Below are 15,923 nucleotides of genomic sequence, written 5' to 3' on the forward strand. Positions count from 1 at the left end.
GCCCGGCGCCGCGGGGGCGCCGGGCCGCACGACGGCGGGCGGTGGGCAGCGGGCCGAGGAGCCCCCGCCCCGCCGGTCAGCTGCTGACGGGGTGAGGCCAGGCGTTGGCCTCGCAGGTGATCCCGTTGATGGTGAGGAACTTGGTCTGCTGCATCATCACCGGCGCCAGCGCGCCCTCCGACGGGCAGACGGCGTGGCCGTAGCCCACCCGGTGTCCGACCTCGTGGTTGATGACCATCTGCCGGTACTCGTGCATCCGGTCCGGGCCGTAGGTGTCGGCTCCCTGCGCCCAGCGCCAGGCGTTGATCATGATGCGGTCGGTGGTGGCCGCGTCGCAGGAGACGTTGTCGATGGTGGTGTTCAGCCCCGACTTGGCGCACCACTCCGCGGTGGTCCCCGGCGAGGCGAGGGTCACGACGAAGTCGTGGTTGCCGCCCGAGACCCGGGTGAAGGACCGGGCGCCGTGGTTGGTCCAGCTGCGCGGGTCGCTCAGCGTCCGGTGCACGGCCTCGGCGAACAGCTCCGCGTCCAGCCCGAGCCCCTCCTCGACGTCGACGCGGTACCGCAGCTGCTCGGGTGCGTCGGGGAACGGGCCGTCCTCGGCGCCGACGACCGGGACCAGTTCGCCGCTCCCCGTCAGCTCCGGGTCGAACGGCTCCTGCTGGGCCATGGCCTCCTCGTAGGAGAGGGCCGGCTCCTCCTCGGCCTCGTCCTCGACGGCGCCGCCGGTGCCGTTGGGGGACTTGTCGCCCTGCCCCGCACCGTCCTCACCCTCGACCTCGGACGCGTCCTGGCCGGCGGCGGACGAGGGCTGCTCCGCCTCGGCCATCTGCCCCATCACGGAGATGGTCAGCACCGTGACGACACCGGCCGCGGCGAGCCCGGTGACGGTCCGGGCCCAGCTGCCGCCGACGCCGCTCGGCGCGGGCGGCGAGGGCTCCTCGCCACCGCCGTCACCGCCGGACTCGGCCGACGGGGCGGTGGCGGGCGGCTGCTCGGTGACCGGCCCCGGCCGGGACCGGGGGGAGGCGCCGCGGGCGGGCTGCGCCGGCCGCGGCAGCTGGTCGAAGGCGTCGATGTACTCCTGGCGGGGGCCGCTGTCCCGGCGGTGCGCACCGCCGGTGGACATCCGTCCGGCGTCGGCGCCGTCCTCCGCCGGGTGTTCGCCACCGCGCTCACCGGCGCCCGCGGGGTACGTCGCCGGGCCGGCCGCGTAGGCGTGGCCGTGCGCGCCGGCGGCGGGCGCGGGTTCGTGGCCGCGACGGGACGGCTCCCGGTCCTGCGGCGGGACGAGCGGATCCGCGGCGGGGTCGGCGGTGGTGGCCGGGTACCCGTAGTGCTCCGGGGCTCCCGGGGCGTGGGCGTGCTGCCCACCGGCCGGCGCCGGCCCTGCGGTGGTCCCTTCCGGGTGCCACTGTTCACGTTCGGACCGGTGCATCAAGCGTCACGCCCCCCGGCGTTCTCGGTGGCCTTCGATCCGGGCGCGGCGGCGCGGAACTCGCGGAACGCGTCCGCGACCAGATCGGGGAACTCCATCATGGCGACATGGCCGGCCTCGGGCAGCGCCAGCACCCGTGAGTCACGGAAGGCGGCGGCGGCCCTGTCGACCATCCGGAAGCGTACGAGACGGTCGCGCCCGCCGTACACCAGCAGGGTGGGTGCGAGCACACGTTCGGCCAGCCGCCACGGCGCGTGCTGACCGCTGAGGGTGTAGGAGTTGACGAGCCCTCGGGCGGACAGCGCCAGCGACTCGTAGAACCAGGGCAGCGCCTGACGGCGCTCCAGCTCCGCGGCGGCGCCCGAGAACTCCTCGGGCGTGATGCGCGAGGGGTCGCCGTAGATGAGGCGCAGCACGCTGCGGGAGCGCTGCTGCGGGGGCTGGTCGCTGCCGAGTCGGCGCAGCAGCGACGCCATTCCCGGCGCCGCCAGCATGGCGGTCGGCAACACGGTGCGCTGCGGCCGGAGTTCGGGCAGCGCCGGTGAGATCAGCGTCAGCGTCCGCACCAGGTCGGGTCGGAGCGCGGCGACGCGTGTCGCGGCGGCCGCGCCGAGCGAGTTGCCGACGAGGTGGACCGGCGCGCGGCGGCTCTCCTCCAGGCAGCGCACCACGGCGCGGGCGTGTGCGGCCGGGGTGTACCGGCGGTGGTCGGGGGGCGGGGACGCGCCGAATCCCGGCAGGTCCACCGCCTCGCACTCGACGTCCCCGGCGAGACGCTCCATCAGTGCGGACCAGTTGCGGGACGAGCCGCCCAGGCCGTGCACGAAGAGGGCGGGTTCCAGATCGTCTCGGGTGGCGGCGCGGCGGCGCACGGCAAGAGTCATTCCGGGCAGGTTCACGGACCGCATGGTCTCGCCCGCCCGGACGCCGGGCCACGCCTCGGCAGCGGCGAGAGCCGCCGTGGCCTGTCGCTCCTCGGTCGATGGCATGGCGCCATCCTACGAGCACGTCACGCAACCGTGACTGTGTCCGGCATCACACCCGTGGGGCATCCGGCGTATCGCGGTCATATCGCTTCCGCATCGCTTGACCCCTCGAAGGGTGTTCGGGGGCGTGATCTCGGGCCGGAACGGGTACACACTTCCGTCCCGCCCGGCCGCACGGGACGTTGGTCACGTCGCGCGGCGCCGCCCCCCGCCCGACGAGCCCACCCCGGTGCTCCGTGCCGCCCCGGTCACTCCACGCGACCGCCCACCGATCGCGTGAACCCCGTGCACCCCGCCGCTTCACCCTCGGGGCGCACCCGGACGGGGCGGCCCCGCACGGTGTCGACCGCTTTCGGTCCCCGGTCCGCGCCGGCCGGGCGACGCGACGCCCGCGACGGACCGCGGGAGATCACCTACGCTGGAAGTAACCGAACGTGACGACAGGCAGCGACCGGAGGTGCACGTAGTGGCCATCGACCCCAGCGACCCCGACACCCTGGAAGAACTCCTCGCGACCGACCGGGAGCGCTCCGTGGAGACCCCGGAGGCGGATGCCGCCGAGCAGCGGACCGAACTCCGACCCCGCGACGAGGCGGCGCCCGCCGCGGCCGACCCGGACGCCGCTGATCCGGCGGACGCGGCGGATCAGGCCAGAACCGTCGAGCGGGAGGAGGACGAGTACCGCTGAGGGGTCGAGGCGGGTGCCGGTCGGTCCGCGACCGGGCGTCACCCCAGGCGGGAGGCGGCCCGACCGGGCCGCTCGACCGCCGACGGGGCGGCCACGGCGGGCCACGGAACGGCGGCCCGCCGCCGACGGTCCTTGACACGCGACGGACGAGCCGCCGTTACCCGCCCGTAGGATGACGGCGTCGGGCGGGCGGGACACCGGCGTCCCGGGTGCCCGGCGCACCGAACCACCGACCCCACGCGGGTCCCCTACACACGGGAGGCGGCGTGACAGCCATCGAGCAGACCGGTGCGCGCCCCCGCGGCACGCGCCTGCCCCGCAGGGCCCGGCGCGCCCAGCTCCTCGGAGCCGCCCAGGAGGTCTTCGTCGCGGAGGGCTACCACGCGGCGGCCATGGACGACATCGCCGAACGGGCCGGGGTGAGCAAGCCCGTCCTCTACCAGCACTTCCCCGGCAAGCTGGAGCTCTACCTCGCCCTGCTGGACCAGCACTGCGAGGCGCTGGTCCAGCACGTGCGCGAGGCGCTCGCCTCGACCACGGACAACAAGCTCCGGGTCGCCGCGACGATGGACGCCTACTTCGACTACGTCGAGCGGGACGGCGGCGCCTTCCGCCTGGTCTTCGAGTCCGACCTCACCAACGAGCCGGCGGTCCGCGAACGGGTGGACTCCGTCTCCCGCGACTGCGCCGAGCTGGTGTGCGCCGTCATCGCGGAGGACACCGACCTGCCGCACGACCAGTCGATGCTGCTGGCCGTGAGCCTGTGCGGCATGGCCCAGATCACCGCGCGGCACTGGCTCAGCTCCGGGCAGCAGATCCCGCGCGAGACCGCCAAGCAGCTGACCGGCGCGCTGGCGTGGCGCGGCATCGCGGGTTTCCCCATGCAGCCGCAGGACTGACCGCGGGCGCGTTGCCGCGCGGGGAATGCACCCCGCCGGTGGCGGCGCCCCACGGGGCGCCGCCCCGTCGAACCCCTGCGCGAGCGGTCCGCCGGTGCGCGCCACGGGGTCGCTGCCGGGCGTGAACTGTTCGCTACGGGCGTGGCCGTCCCGTCCCGTGGGAGCCCGTCTCCCCCGATACCCTGGCGGAACGACGGCGGCGCGGACCCCGCGCACGTCACGAACCATGCGGAGGGACAAGCCGTGGAGATCAAGATCGGCGTTCAGCACACGCCGCGCGAGATCGTTCTGGAGAGCGGGCAGTCTGCCGAGGACGTGAAGAACGCGGTGACCGCGGCGCTCACCGGCAAGGACAAGGTGCTCAGCCTGACCGACGAGCGCGGCCGCGAGGTCATCGTCCCCGCGGAGCGGCTCGCGTACGTGGAGATCGGCGAGCCGGCGACCCGCCGGGTCGGCTTCGGGGCGCTCTGACAGGACGTCGACTTCCCAGCGCGACGGCGGCCGGTGAAAGATCACCGGCCGCCGTTTCGTGTGCTCCGACCCGTGGGTAGAACGCCGTTGCCCACGTCGGACTCACTGCCCGGGAGGGACCATGCTCTGGGAGTCGACCGCCTGCGCTCTGCTCGGGCTCGTCATAGCCGCCGTCGCCGTCGGCCGCCGTCCGGCCCGCTTCTTCGACACCCGGCTCGCGCTGGCGGCGGGTGCCGGCGGCGCCATGCTGGGAGGTCTGATCGCCCGGGCCGTCCTGGGACCCGGGAGCCTGCCCGTGGTCCTGGTGGCCGGTCTCGTCTTCGGCGCCGCACTGCTGTCGCTGGTGGTCCGGGTGAGCCACGCTCCGGCGCGCGGGCCCGTCTCGGCCTGAGCCACCCCGCCCCGACTCCTCCGGGCTCGGCCCCGCTCCCGGCCGGGCGCCCGCTCACCCCCGCATGACCCGCCGTCCGCGTGCCGCCCGCGGACCGCGCCCCGCCGCCCGACCCTGCGAGGGCCGGCCCCACGACGACAGGCCCCACGACGGCCGGCCCGGTGCGCCCGGGCCGATTCCGGCCGCGCGCGGCTGATTCCGGTGCCGTGACGGCACGCCGTCGGCAAACGGCCGGTTCTCATCCCTCGGGCGTCAGCAGCGTCCCCGCATCACGAGGCTTACCCTGTGGGCGGCCGGGTGTCCGGCCCCCAGCACAGGAGGAGCGTTGGCCGGCACCGGACCTCGCAACAGGCCGTCCCAGCGGACGGCGACGGCGGCACCCCCGGAAGCGCCCGGCACCGGCCGCACCACCACCGACGGCGGGCCGTCCGGCGGACTGCTGCTCGACTCGCCGCAGGCCCGGTTCGACCTGCTGCTGCTGGCGGTCGCGGTGGCGGGCATCTCGCTGTCGGGGCCGCTGGTCGCGGCAACCGCGGCCCCCGCCCTCGCCATCGCGTTCTGGCGCAACGCGATGGCCACGGCATCGCTCACTCCGGTGGTGCTGCTCCGGGGGACGCTGCGCCGTGAACTCGCCGCCCTCGGCAGGCGACGGCTGCTGCTCTCGGCCGCCGCCGGTGCCACGCTCGCCGCACACTTCGCGCTGTGGCTGCCGAGTCTGAGCATGACCTCGGTGGCCTCGTCGGTCGCGCTGGTGACGACGACGCCCATCTGGATCACCGTGCTGCTGTGGCTGCGGGGCCACCGGCCGGATCGCCGCACCTGGATCGGGACGGGTGTCGCCTTCGCGGGGGTCGTCCTGCTGACCGGCGTGGATCTGAGCGTCTCCGCCCGGGCCCTCGCGGGCGACGCCCTCGCCCTCGCCGGCGGGCTGGCCGCCGCCGTGTACATGCTGATCGGCAACGAGGTGCGCCGTACCACCAGCACCACCTCGTACACCTTCGTCTGCTACTCGGTGACCGCCGGGCTGCTGCTGGTGCTCTGCCTGGCCACCGGTACCGATCTCGCCGGCTACTCGACCGAGACCTGGATCAAGCTGCTGCTGCTGACGGCGACCGCGCAGCTGCTCGGCCACTCGCTGCTCAACCGGGTGGTGCGCGGTCTCGGACCGTCGGTCACCTCGACCGCGATCCTGCTGGAGGCGCCGGGCGCGGCGCTGATCGCCGCCGTCTGGCTGGGACAGACCCCGCCGTGGCCGGCGTATCCGGCGCTGGGGGTGATCCTGTGGGGGCTCGCCCTGGTCATCCGCGCCGAACGCCCACCCCGCCCGGTGCCTCCCGCCCCCGCGGCCACCTGAGAGCGTCTCAGTGACCCCGCGTCGGATCGGCTCGCGGCGTCGGATGCGGTCAGCTGCACGGCGGAGGGGCGCCCTCGTACCGGGTGGTATGCGGGCGTCTTTCGACAACGCAGCAGATGGCCGTGGCCGGCGCCGCGGGCCCGGCGTGGGGTCGCACACACGCTCTGACACCGCCGGGGCGGCTCGGCGCCGCCGAAGCCGGCGCCGCCCGGCTCCACGGTCCGCCACCGTCCCGAGTGGAGCCCCGACCGCCCGTCCCGCCGGTTCCTCACGGCCGGCCGGAGCGATGCCGTGGCGGGCGGCGAACGACCGAGACGGGCCGGGGGCGCCTCACGGGGTGTCCGTCGCCGTGACCGCGGGACGTTCCACCCCGTCCGCGGCGGCGCCGCCCGTGGTCTGACACCCGCCCTGGGCCAGGGCGAGCAGCAGGAGGACGACCATCAGCCCGCCCGCCGCCCCCTCGCGCGAGGACGACGCAGTGCCGGCCGGTGTGTCACGGTCCGGACGGGGCGCGGAGCGGCCGCGATCCCGCCGCAGGTGGGAGCGGACCCGGTGGGAGCCGGAGCCGGCTCGGGTGCGGGCGTGGGAGCGGACACGGTGGTAACCCGGGGGAGTCATCGACTGCCTCTCTGCTGCTGCCGGGGCGCTCCGTGCGACCCGGTGGAGAACAGCAGTAACAGCGGCCTCGGACAGCCCGGTTCGACCGGCCGACGAGCTTTGGGCAGAGATGTCGACAGGTTTCGGCCGCGCCGCCACCGGCCCGTCGGCGCGGTCACCACCCGTCGCCGGCGCGATCGAGCGCGCCGGTGGGTGCGGCCCGGCCCGCTGCGCTCCGCCCGCCCAGCTGCCGTACGAGCGCCGTCCTCGGGGCGGGCGCCCGGGAGCCCGGCGCCGCCGGTCAGTGGCCGGAACGAACGGGCGCGTGCGGCGGGACACGCTGCCGTCCCGTGATCCACGCGCCCCGCGCGCTCCTCCAACACCTCGGGCCGGCACGGGTCGGAGCGCCGGCACGCGTGAGGCGACCGCCCGACGGGAGCCGGGCGGTCGCCTCACGCGGGCGTCCGCCTCAGCCCCCGGCGTTGCCCACGGCGGCCACCGGGCCGCGCAGGTCGTTGGGGGTGCAGCCGTGGGCCGCCAGCGTGAGCCGGTCACGGGTGCCGACCACGCTGAGCGGCCCGTTCAGCGTCGCGCCGCAGATCTCGACGGTCCGGGCGGCCACGGCGGAGACGGGGCCGGAGATCTCCGCGCCGCGGACGAGCAGCGAGGCGCCCGCCCCGACCACCACCGGACCGCGCACGGTGGCGGCGTCGAGGCAGAGCACGCCCGTGGCGGCGTGCAGCGGGCCGTTGTGGCGGCCGGTCACGGTGCGGGTGCAGGCGGGAGCGGCAGGCACCCGGGCGCGCGAGTCGACCGCGTAGGCGAGCTTGCCGGGCCGCGCGTCGTCGATCGGTACCGACAGCTTGGCCCATTCGCCGCCGGTCGCGCGCTTGCCGTCGTTCCATTCCGCGAGCCGGCCGAGGCGGTCGGCGGTGCGGCCCGGGGCGATCTCGGTGTCGCCCGGGGCCGCCGCCATCGCCCGGGACGCCTCCTCGATCACCTCCAGGTAGGCGGCGGGGTCGCGCAGCTCCGAGGGGTCGAGGTCGATCCGGTCCCGCAGCCACCGGCCCCAGAGGAACTCCAGGTACTCCGGCGCGTCCGACGGCGGCGTGTAGCCGATGCCGCGGGTGAAGTAGACGAGGCTGCGGTACGGGTCGTCGGCGAGTCGGGCGAGGCCGAGGCCGCGCGGCAGGTCGGCCGGGGAGAGGGTCGAGCCGTCGGGCGCCTGGAGCCAGACCAGGTCGCGGGCGCGCATCTCCCGCCAGAACGCGTCGGTCGACAGGTGGGAGAGGTTGTCGCTGACCCGGAGCCTGACCGCGGTGTCCGGGCCGCCGTCCGGCGTCTCCAGGAAGGAGGTCAGGGTGTGGTGCCCGTCGGTGAGGTGCAGGGAGCCGCCGGGCCCGATCACCACCGTCTTCATCGCGGCGACGCTGTCCGCGGTCTCCTCGCCGAGCGCGAGGGTGCAGCGGAAGGTCGCCGGGTCGGCGAGGGTGGCGCCCGGGCCCGCGCTCGCCGCCTCCGCCTGCCCGTTGGCCTCGCACCAGTCGTCGAACCGCTTGTTGGGGTTGCCGCGCGCCTCGTCCTTGGCTCCGGCGTACCGGCCGAGCTTGTAGTGGATCTGGTCGTGGCCGATGGCGGGCTGGGTGGGGCGCAGCTCCCGCAGGCGGACCTCCAGCAGCTCCCCGGCAGTGGCCCCGGCGGGAGCGGCGGCGACGGTCACCCGGTCAGCGTGGTCCGCGTGGTCCGCGCCGCGGGCGGCAGCGGGGCCGGCGAGGGCGCCGCTCGCCGCCATGAGCAGGGCCAGCACTCCGCCGACCGCCGCGTGGCGGCGGTGCGCCACCCCGCGCTCGGGAACGTCCGCGGGGGCCGTCGCACCCGTCCGGTGGTTGGCGCTCATCTCTGCTCCTGCTCCGTGGCGTGGCCGGTGCACCGGCCCGTCCGGACGGGTGCACGAGCCATCCACCCAGCGCGGAGCGCCCCGGCGGTGGCAGCCGCACGTACCGGACGTGGCGAGCGGGTGAACTCCCCGGGGCCCGGCGGCGCCGTGCCCCGGGTACGACGGGGCGCGGGCGCCGCCTCGTCAGACGGCGGAGGAGCGGCGGGGGTCGAGGAGGTCGATGCCCTCGCCCCTCCAGCGCTCCCGCAGCGCGTCGGCGCCCTTGGCCCGTTTCCAGGCGGCCTCGTGGGGCGTCATGGGCACCAGCGGCAGGAAGCGCACCGGATCGGCGGGGGCGGGCAGCGCGAGGTCGGGCACGGCGTCGGGGTCCGAGACGAGGACCGAGGTGAACGGCGCGCCGGGCCACAGCGGTCCGCCGAGGTCCAGCGAGGCGCCGGGCGCCACGACGACGCCCTCCACCTGGGGCGTGGCGGCGAACACCGCCAGCGCCCGCAGCACCTCGTCGACGAGGGCTCCGGCGACAGGCCGTACGGCCAGCAGGAGTTCGGCGCGGGGGCCGCGGTGCGGGTCCGCGAGAACGGCGGTGGGGTCGGCCATCGGCGCGTCCGACATGCCGAGGGTGGCGTAGCGGACGTGCGGCCGGGGCGCGGCCCCGGCGAACCGGAGGACCTCGATGCGGTCGGTGCCCAGGAAGGTCACCGACGCTCGGGCGTCGGGCTCGCCGAGGGCGTCGGTCAGGGCGTTCTCGACCCGTGCTCGCGTCTCCACGCCACCGACCCTACGGGCAGCGCCCGCCGGGGTGCACAGCCGGCCGTCGACCGACCGCGCACCGGCGCCCGCGGGGCGCGGGGAACGCGCCCCGCACACCACCCCGGTACGACATCAACCACCCGAACGAGTGACACGAGCCGCGTTTGAGTCATGCGTTCGCCAGGTGCACGCGCGGCGCACCCGCCGCGCCCGCTGCCTCGCCGCGCCGCCACCGCCCGGCTGTGACCTGCGGAACCTGCCGCCGCCTGTGCGACGCCACCGGACCACCCCCGGCCGGAATCCACCGGTGCTGCCCGAACGAGCATGCTTGACGGGCGCACGTTCCCCGGGGACCGTTGTCGTCCATGAGGGGCGAACCCAGTTGCCCGAAGTGCGGTGGCCGGGTGCGAGCGCCCGGCCTCTTCGCCGACACGTGGCAGTGCGACGGACACGGCGCGGTCCATCCGCTCCAACCTGTCATCCCGCCCAGCATCGACGCGCTGGCGGTGGTCCTCGGCCGGACCGAGGTCCCCGTGTGGATGCCGTGGCCGCTGCCGGTGGGATGGCTGTTCACCGGCGTCGCCTGCGCGGGCGACGACCGCAGCGGCGGACGTGCCACCGCTCTTGCCTGCTCCGGCCCCGCCCCGCTCGGCGGCGTCGGGGAGATCATCCTGGTGGCCGAGGAGTTGGGCGTGGGCCTCGGCGCGGCCTACGCCGGCATCGACGCGCCCGACCCCACCGGGCACATGGACGTCTCCGAGGCCCCGCAGGCGCGGACGACCGCGGCGGGGCGCCCGACGCCGCTGTGGAACGTCAGGGACGTCCCGCCGGACCGGGCGGTCTTCGCCGGTGAGGCGCGCGGCCTGTGGCTGTGGGCGATCAGCTGGCCGGCGGAGTCCGGCCCGCTGCTCTACGACGAGCTGGTCCTCACCGACCTCCGCGAGGCGGGCGCCGAGATAGACCTCATCCCCTGCGGCGCCCTCTCCCCCAAGCTGCTCTCGCCGAACAGCTGACGCGCGCCCGGCGACCGCGCCGCAGGCACCGCCACGGAGGACCGGGGCCCCGGCGCCGAGACGGCCGCCCCGGGCGCGACGCGGCCGGGAACGCCGGTCGGTGCCCGTCCGGCACCGCGGGCCGCGACGGGGGCCTCCCGGCTATTCTGGCCTCGGCTTCCGGCGGGCCGCCCCGTCGCCTGCGGGCGCTCGGCCGCCCGGGGGCGGGTCGACCCGCCCCCGACGACCGCAACGGAGAGTGCCGACGTGCGCATCGACCTGCATGCCCATTCCACCGCCTCCGACGGCACCGACTCCCCCGCCGAGCTCGTGCGCGCCGCGGCAGCGGCGGGACTGGACGTGGTGGCCCTCACCGATCACGACACCGTGGCGGGGCACGCCGAGGCACTCGCCGCGCTGCCGCCCGGGCTGACGCTCGTCACCGGCACCGAGTTCTCCTGCCGGCTCGGCGGCGTGAGCCTGCACATGCTCGGCTACCTCTTCGACCCCGCCGAACCGGTGCTCGCCCGGGAGCGCGAGCTGCTGCGGGACGACCGGGTGCCGCGCGCCCGGCGGATGGTGGAGCTGCTGCGCGAGGGCGGGGTGGAGATCGACTTCGAGCGGGTCCGGGAGCTCGCCGGCCCGGACGGCAGCATCGGCCGGCCGCACATCGCCACCGCCATGGTGGAGGCCGGGGTGGTCGCGACGGTCTCGGACGCCTTCACCCCGGAGTGGATCGGTGACGGCGGCCGTGCGCACACCGGCAAGCACGAGCTCGACGCCGTGGAAGCGGTCCGCCGCATCCATGCCGCGGGCGGCGTGGCCGTCTTCGCCCACCCGTTCGCGGCGTCCCGGGGGCCGATCGTGACCGAGGCGGACCTGGCCGCGCTCGCCGAGGCGGGGCTGGACGGAGTCGAGGTGGACCACCTCGACCACGACCCCGCCACCCGCGACCGGCTGCGGTCGCTCGCGAAGGAGCTCGACCTGCTGCCGACCGGTTCCAGCGACTACCACGGCGCCCGCAAGACCGCGGCGCTCGGCGACTGCACCACGGACCCGGCGGTGTACGAGGCGCTCGTCGCCCGTGCGACCGGCGCCCGCCCGGCGACGACCGCGGCCGACCTCCCGCAGGGCGCCGAGCACCCGGCCTGACCCGGCAGCGGGCCCGCCGGGCGGCGGCTCACTCCACGGCATCCGTCGCCGGGGCTCCGGCGTCAGGGGCTCCGGCGTCAGGGGCTTCCGCGGCCCGGGCCCGGACGGTGGCCGGGGTGGCGACCGGCGATGCCTCCACCTCGCGCCAGAACGCCAGGAACGCGGCCGCCGTCGGGACCGGCCGTTCCGCGTTGGGCGAGTGGGCCGCGCCCTCGACGACGGTGCGGCGGGCGCCCAGGCGCACGGCCATCTCGTCCATCAGCGGCAGCGGCCAGGCGTGGTCCTGCTCCCCGGAGACGACGTGCACCGGGACACCGGTCGCGGCCAGTCGGTCGACCCGGTCGGGTTCGTACCGCAGCTGCCTGCCGAGCGCCCGCAGCTGGCCGCCGTGGTTGGTGAGCCAGCGCCGCCGCATGAAGACGCTCACCGGATCGGTCCCCTCGCGGCGGTGGAGCGCCCGCCAGACGCGCTCCGGGCCCAGCAGCGGCAGCGCCGCACCGAACGCGCGGGTGCGCCAGCGGGGCAGCCGGGCGACGCGGGCGGGGCCGGAGGAGAGCAGCGTCAGCGAGCGGAAGGGAGCGGCGTCCCTCAGGACCGCCCCCCGCGAGATGAGGCCCCCGAGCGAGTGGCCCACCAGATGCAGCCCGGGCGGCGCACCGCTCGCGACGGCCGGCGAGGCGGCGAGCAGCGCGGCACTCTGGGCGAGGACGTCCTGCGCGAGGGCGCCGATCCGGTACCCCTGCCGGTCGCGCGGCGGGTGGCTCTCGTACTGGCCGCGGCCGTCCACCGCGACGGCGCGGTAGCCGGCCTCCGCCAGCGGGGCCAGCAGCGCGATGAAGTCCTCCTTGCTGCCCGTGAACCCGGGGACCAGCAGGACGGTGCCCCGGCACGTGCCGGTCGGCTCGGCGTCGAGGACGGCGAACGCCCCGCGGCGGGTGGTCAGCGACCGGTCGGTCACCTGCGGCGGCCTGTCGAGAAACGGCGGTCTGCTCACGGCTCCACTGTAACGAGCGGGCGCCGCCCGCCCCGTGGTCCGGGGAGGACGGCGCCCGTGGTGTCGGGACGGCGGGAGGCTCAGGCCTCGGCGGTCGCCGCGGCCCCGCCGCCACCGCCGGAGCGGCTGCGGCGCCGACGGCGCGGACGCCGCGCGCCGGCCGCCTCCTCGCCGACCGGGGCAGCGGCGTCGTCCTCAGCGGCGGAGTCACCGCTGCCGGCCTCCGCGTCGAGGGGCGCGCCGCTGCGGGTGCGGCGGCGCTGCCGCGAGGCGGTGGCGCGGGCGGGACGTTCCTGCTCCTCGCTCCGTCGCTTGCCACCGCGCTTGGCGTCGGGGCCGCCGAGGTCCTCGACCTCCTCCGCGCCCAACCCGGCGCGCGTGCGCTCGGCCCGCGGGAGGACGCCCTTGGTGCCCTCGGGGATGCCGAGCTCGGCGTAGAAGTGCGGCGAGGTGGAGTAGGTCTCGGCCGGGTCGTTGAAGTCCAGCCCCAGCGCCTTGTTGATCAGCTGCCAGCGGGGGATGTCGTCCCAGTCGACCAGCGTGACGGCGTTGCCCTTCGCCCCGGCGCGGCCGGTGCGGCCGATGCGGTGCAGATAGGTCTTCTCGTCGTCGGGCGTCTGGTAGTTCACCACGTGGGTGACGCCCTCGACGTCGATGCCGCGGGCGGCGACGTCGGTGCAGACCAGCACGTCGACCTTGCCGTTGCGGAACGCGCGCAGCGCCTGCTCCCGGGCGCCCTGGCCCAGGTCGCCGTGGACCGAGCCGACGGCGAAACCGCGCCGGTCGAGCTGGTCGGCGAGGTCGGCGGCGGTCCGCTTGGTGCGGCAGAACACCATCGCCAGCCCGCGGCCGTCGGCCTGGAGCAGCCGGGCCATCATCTCGACCTTGTCGAGCGAGTGCGCGCGGTAGACGTGCTGGGTGGTGTTGGCGACGGTCAGGCCCTCGTCGTCCGGCACCGCGGCCCGGATGTGGGTCGGCTGGCTCATATAGCGGCGGGCCAGCGAGATGACCTGACCGGGCATGGTCGCCGAGAAGAGCATGGTCTGCCGGCGGGTCGGCAGCATCTGGATGATGCGCTCGACGTCCGGGAGGAAGCCGAGGTCGAGCATCTCGTCGGCCTCGTCGAGGACGAGCGCGCGGACCTCGTTCAACCGCAGCTTGCGCTGGCCGGCGAGGTCGAGCAGCCGGCCCGGGGTGCCGACGACGACGTCGACGCCCTTGCGCAGCGCTTCGACCTGGGGCTCGTAGGACCGCCCGCCGTAGATCGCGAGGACCTGCACGTTGCGCGCCTTGCCGGCGGTCTGCAGGTCGTTGGTGACCTGCTGGCACAGTTCGCGGGTGGGGACGACGACCAGGGCCTGCGGGGCGTCGGAGAGGTCCTCGGGCTTGGCCCGGCCGGCCTCCACGTCCGCGGCGACGGTGACGGACTCCAGCACGGGGATGCCGAAGCCGAGGGTCTTGCCCGTGCCGGTCTTCGCCTGGCCGATGACGTCGGAGCCGGCGAGAGCGACCGGAAGGGTCAGCTCCTGGATGGGGAACGGGGTGACGATGCCGACGGCCTCGAGGGCCTCGGCGGTCTCGGCCAGGATCCCGAGACTGCGGAAAGTTGTCGTGGACAGTGTGCTTGCCTCTTCTGTGTGACGCGAAGCACGATGGCGAGGCGGGTCGTGTCCACCGCGCCGGCGCGGGCCCGAGGGGGCCGCCACGGCGCGGGACCCGGCATCTCACTCAAGCGCATGCACCGCGCGAGCGGGTCCCGCTTGGCGGACTGTGGTGTCCGCCTGCGGGCTGTCAGTCGGAGCCGATCGGGCCACCGACCGGGCATCCGCGGGTCCTGGTCCAGCCAGGAATCTCCACATGAACGGGACCCGCCTGCTGGCGGGTCCATATCACTCTACCCCGGAACCGCGCACATGTGTCAGGGGCGATCGTGAGGGCAGAAGGTCCCGGGCTATTCTGCGGCTCATGGACACGCCCGATACGTCAGCTTCCGAGACCGGCACCGAGCACGAGGGTTCCGAGGCCGGCGCCTCGCGCACCTGGGAGGAGGCCTCGGCCGACCCCCGCTACCGCGCCGCGATCGTGGACCTGCTGGGCGCCCTGGCCTACGGCGAGCTCGCCGCCTTCGAGCGACTCGCGCAGGACGCGCGGCTCGCCCCCGGCCTGGAGGCCAAGGCGGCACTGGCACGGATGGCATCCGCCGAGTTCCACCACTACGAGCGGCTCGCCGCGCGGCTCACGGCGATCGGGGTGGACGCGGCCGCCGCAATGGAGCCGTTCGCCGGGCCGCTGGACGAGTTCCACCGGCTGACGGCGCCCTCCGACTGGCTGGAGGGCCTGGTCAAGGCGTACGTCGGTGATTCGATCGCCGCCGACTTCTACCGTGAGATCGCGCACCGCCTCGATGTCGAGACCCGCGACCTGGTCGTCAACGTGCTGGACGACACCGGGTACGCGGACTTCGCCGTCGACAAGGTCCGCGCCGCCATCGAGGCGGACCCCCGGCTGGGCGGGCCGCTCGCCCTGTGGGCCCGGCGGCTGATGGGCGAGGCGCTCTCGCAGGCGCAGCGGGTGGTCGCGGACCGGGACGCGCTGTCGACCATGCTGGTCGGCGGCGTCGCCGACGGCTTCGACCTGGCGGAGATCGGCCAGATGTTCGCGCGCATCACCGAGGCGCACACCAAGCGGATGGCCGCGCTGGGGCTGGCCGCCTGACAGCGCCGGACACCGCGGCCCCGGGGCAGGTGTCCCGGGGCCGCGGCGCGCTCTACGGTGGTGCGATGACGACCTCGCTGCTGGACGCGGCCCTCGTGGAGGAGACCGCGAAGAAGTCCTCGCTGCTGTGGGTGCGGGGCCCGGGCCCCGCCCCGGCACGCGCGCTGTGGCACGTCTGGCACGACGGCGCCGTGTGGCTGGTCGGCGGCCCCGGCGAGCAGCCCCTGGACGGACTGGACCTCCGGGACGGCGGCACCGCGACGGTGACCGCGCGCAGCAAGGACAGCGGCGGCCGTCTGGTCGCCTGGCCCGCCCGGGTGAGCGAGCCCGCGGCGGACGGCCCCCGGTGGGCCGCCGCCGTGGCGGAGCTGCGCGGGAAGCGGCTCAACGCCCCGGACGCCGAGGAGTTGCCGACCCGCTGGGCGGCGGAGTGCCGAGTGCTCCGGCTGGCTTTCGAGAGCCCCGCGACGCAGCGTCCGGGCGCGTACCCGGCCGGGTCGGGCGCGGAACCGCCGCGGCCGTCGCCCGCACTGACCCGGGGAGTCCACGCAGCCGATCACGGTGGTCGCCGACAGCGACCACGCCGACGCCGCGGTGGC

At 75.9% G+C, this 15,923-nt stretch carries 16 protein-coding genes; 9 read left to right on the forward strand and 7 right to left on the reverse strand.

Annotation, left to right across the window (positions count from 1 at the left end; all coding sequences use genetic code 11):
• Nucleotides 1–76 precede the first annotated feature (76 nt).
• Both HCN52_RS13035 and HCN52_RS13040 read right to left on the reverse strand, forming a co-directional pair.
• The gene (locus tag HCN52_RS13035; RefSeq protein ID WP_168088602.1) at nucleotides 77–1,438 is read right to left on the reverse strand and encodes a DUF3152 domain-containing protein; all 1,362 of its coding nucleotides are present in this window, start codon (nucleotides 1,436–1,438) and stop codon (nucleotides 77–79) included.
• On the reverse strand, nucleotides 1,438–2,427 hold the full coding sequence (locus HCN52_RS13040; protein WP_168088603.1) for an alpha/beta fold hydrolase: 990 nt from the start codon (nucleotides 2,425–2,427) through the stop codon (nucleotides 1,438–1,440). The genes HCN52_RS13035 and HCN52_RS13040 overlap by 1 nt, the downstream gene beginning before the upstream one ends.
• 463 nt (nucleotides 2,428–2,890) lie before the next feature.
• Here HCN52_RS13040 and HCN52_RS13045 point away from each other — a divergent pair, with 463 nt between their 5' ends.
• The 5 genes from HCN52_RS13045 to HCN52_RS13065 all read left to right on the forward strand — a co-directional run bounded on the left by HCN52_RS13045 (nucleotide 2,891) and on the right by HCN52_RS13065 (nucleotide 6,227).
• Nucleotides 2,891–3,112 carry a hypothetical protein gene (locus tag HCN52_RS13045; RefSeq protein ID WP_168088604.1) on the forward strand — a complete coding sequence of 74 codons (222 nt, stop codon included), beginning with the start codon at nucleotides 2,891–2,893 and terminating at the stop codon, nucleotides 3,110–3,112.
• Between the two features lie 266 nt (nucleotides 3,113–3,378).
• Nucleotides 3,379–4,011, forward strand: a complete 633-nt coding sequence (locus HCN52_RS13050) for a TetR/AcrR family transcriptional regulator (RefSeq protein WP_168088605.1) — start codon at nucleotides 3,379–3,381, stop codon at nucleotides 4,009–4,011.
• Nucleotides 4,012–4,254: 243 nt separating this feature from the next.
• Nucleotides 4,255–4,482: a DUF3107 domain-containing protein gene (locus tag HCN52_RS25410; protein ID WP_168088606.1), complete on the forward strand. Its 228-nt coding sequence runs from the start codon at nucleotides 4,255–4,257 to the stop codon at nucleotides 4,480–4,482.
• 121 nt (nucleotides 4,483–4,603) lie between these two features.
• Nucleotides 4,604–4,873, forward strand: coding sequence for a hypothetical protein (locus tag HCN52_RS13060; protein WP_168088607.1), 270 nt, complete (start codon nucleotides 4,604–4,606; stop codon nucleotides 4,871–4,873).
• Between the two features lie 325 nt (nucleotides 4,874–5,198).
• Entirely contained in the window at nucleotides 5,199–6,227 is a 1,029-nt protein-coding gene (locus HCN52_RS13065; protein WP_376767126.1) for a DMT family transporter, read from the forward strand.
• 330 nt (nucleotides 6,228–6,557) lie between these two features.
• Here HCN52_RS13065 and HCN52_RS13070 read toward each other — a convergent pair whose 3' ends face one another.
• The 3 genes from HCN52_RS13070 to HCN52_RS13080 all read right to left on the reverse strand — a co-directional run bounded on the left by HCN52_RS13070 (nucleotide 6,558) and on the right by HCN52_RS13080 (nucleotide 9,489).
• Nucleotides 6,558–6,845 carry a hypothetical protein gene (locus HCN52_RS13070; RefSeq protein ID WP_168088608.1) on the reverse strand — a complete coding sequence of 96 codons (288 nt, stop codon included), beginning with the start codon at nucleotides 6,843–6,845 and terminating at the stop codon, nucleotides 6,558–6,560.
• 448 nt (nucleotides 6,846–7,293) lie between these two features.
• A complete protein-coding gene (locus HCN52_RS13075; RefSeq protein ID WP_245175097.1) occupies nucleotides 7,294–8,721 on the reverse strand; it encodes a ParB/Srx family N-terminal domain-containing protein in 1,428 nt (475 codons plus the stop codon).
• Nucleotides 8,722–8,904: 183 nt separating this feature from the next.
• Nucleotides 8,905–9,489 (reverse strand): suppressor of fused domain protein, encoded by a 585-nt coding sequence (locus HCN52_RS13080; protein ID WP_312876678.1) that lies wholly within the window; start codon nucleotides 9,487–9,489, stop codon nucleotides 8,905–8,907.
• A gap of 347 nt (nucleotides 9,490–9,836) precedes the next feature.
• Here HCN52_RS13080 and HCN52_RS13085 point away from each other — a divergent pair, with 347 nt between their 5' ends.
• Both HCN52_RS13085 and HCN52_RS13090 read left to right on the forward strand, forming a co-directional pair.
• Nucleotides 9,837–10,484: a DUF6758 family protein gene (locus tag HCN52_RS13085; RefSeq protein WP_168088609.1), complete on the forward strand. Its 648-nt coding sequence runs from the start codon at nucleotides 9,837–9,839 to the stop codon at nucleotides 10,482–10,484.
• Nucleotides 10,485–10,730: 246 nt separating this feature from the next.
• The gene (locus HCN52_RS13090) at nucleotides 10,731–11,615 is read left to right on the forward strand and encodes a PHP domain-containing protein (protein ID WP_168088610.1); all 885 of its coding nucleotides are present in this window, start codon (nucleotides 10,731–10,733) and stop codon (nucleotides 11,613–11,615) included.
• 28 nt (nucleotides 11,616–11,643) lie between these two features.
• On the opposite strand, the gene HCN52_RS13095 is transcribed toward HCN52_RS13090, so the two are convergent.
• A complete protein-coding gene (locus tag HCN52_RS13095) occupies nucleotides 11,644–12,609 on the reverse strand; it encodes an alpha/beta fold hydrolase (RefSeq protein WP_168088611.1) in 966 nt (321 codons plus the stop codon).
• Nucleotides 12,610–12,689: 80 nt separating this feature from the next.
• On the reverse strand, nucleotides 12,690–14,315 hold the full coding sequence (locus HCN52_RS13100) for a DEAD/DEAH box helicase (protein ID WP_168088612.1): 1,626 nt from the start codon (nucleotides 14,313–14,315) through the stop codon (nucleotides 12,690–12,692).
• 259 nt (nucleotides 14,316–14,574) lie between these two features.
• On the opposite strand from HCN52_RS13100, the gene HCN52_RS13105 reads away from it, so the two are divergent.
• Together HCN52_RS13105 and HCN52_RS13110 are read left to right on the forward strand one after the other, a co-directional pair.
• Nucleotides 14,575–15,324, forward strand: a complete 750-nt coding sequence (locus HCN52_RS13105; protein ID WP_168088613.1) for a ferritin-like fold-containing protein — start codon at nucleotides 14,575–14,577, stop codon at nucleotides 15,322–15,324.
• A 65-nt stretch (nucleotides 15,325–15,389) separates the two neighbouring features.
• A partial coding sequence (locus tag HCN52_RS13110; protein ID WP_245175098.1) for a hypothetical protein occupies nucleotides 15,390–15,923 on the forward strand: 534 nt, incomplete at its 3' end.

It is taken from the genome of Streptomyces bohaiensis (assembly GCF_012033785.1).
GTDB classification, from domain to species: Bacteria; Actinomycetota; Actinomycetes; order Streptomycetales; family Streptomycetaceae; genus Streptomyces; species Streptomyces bohaiensis.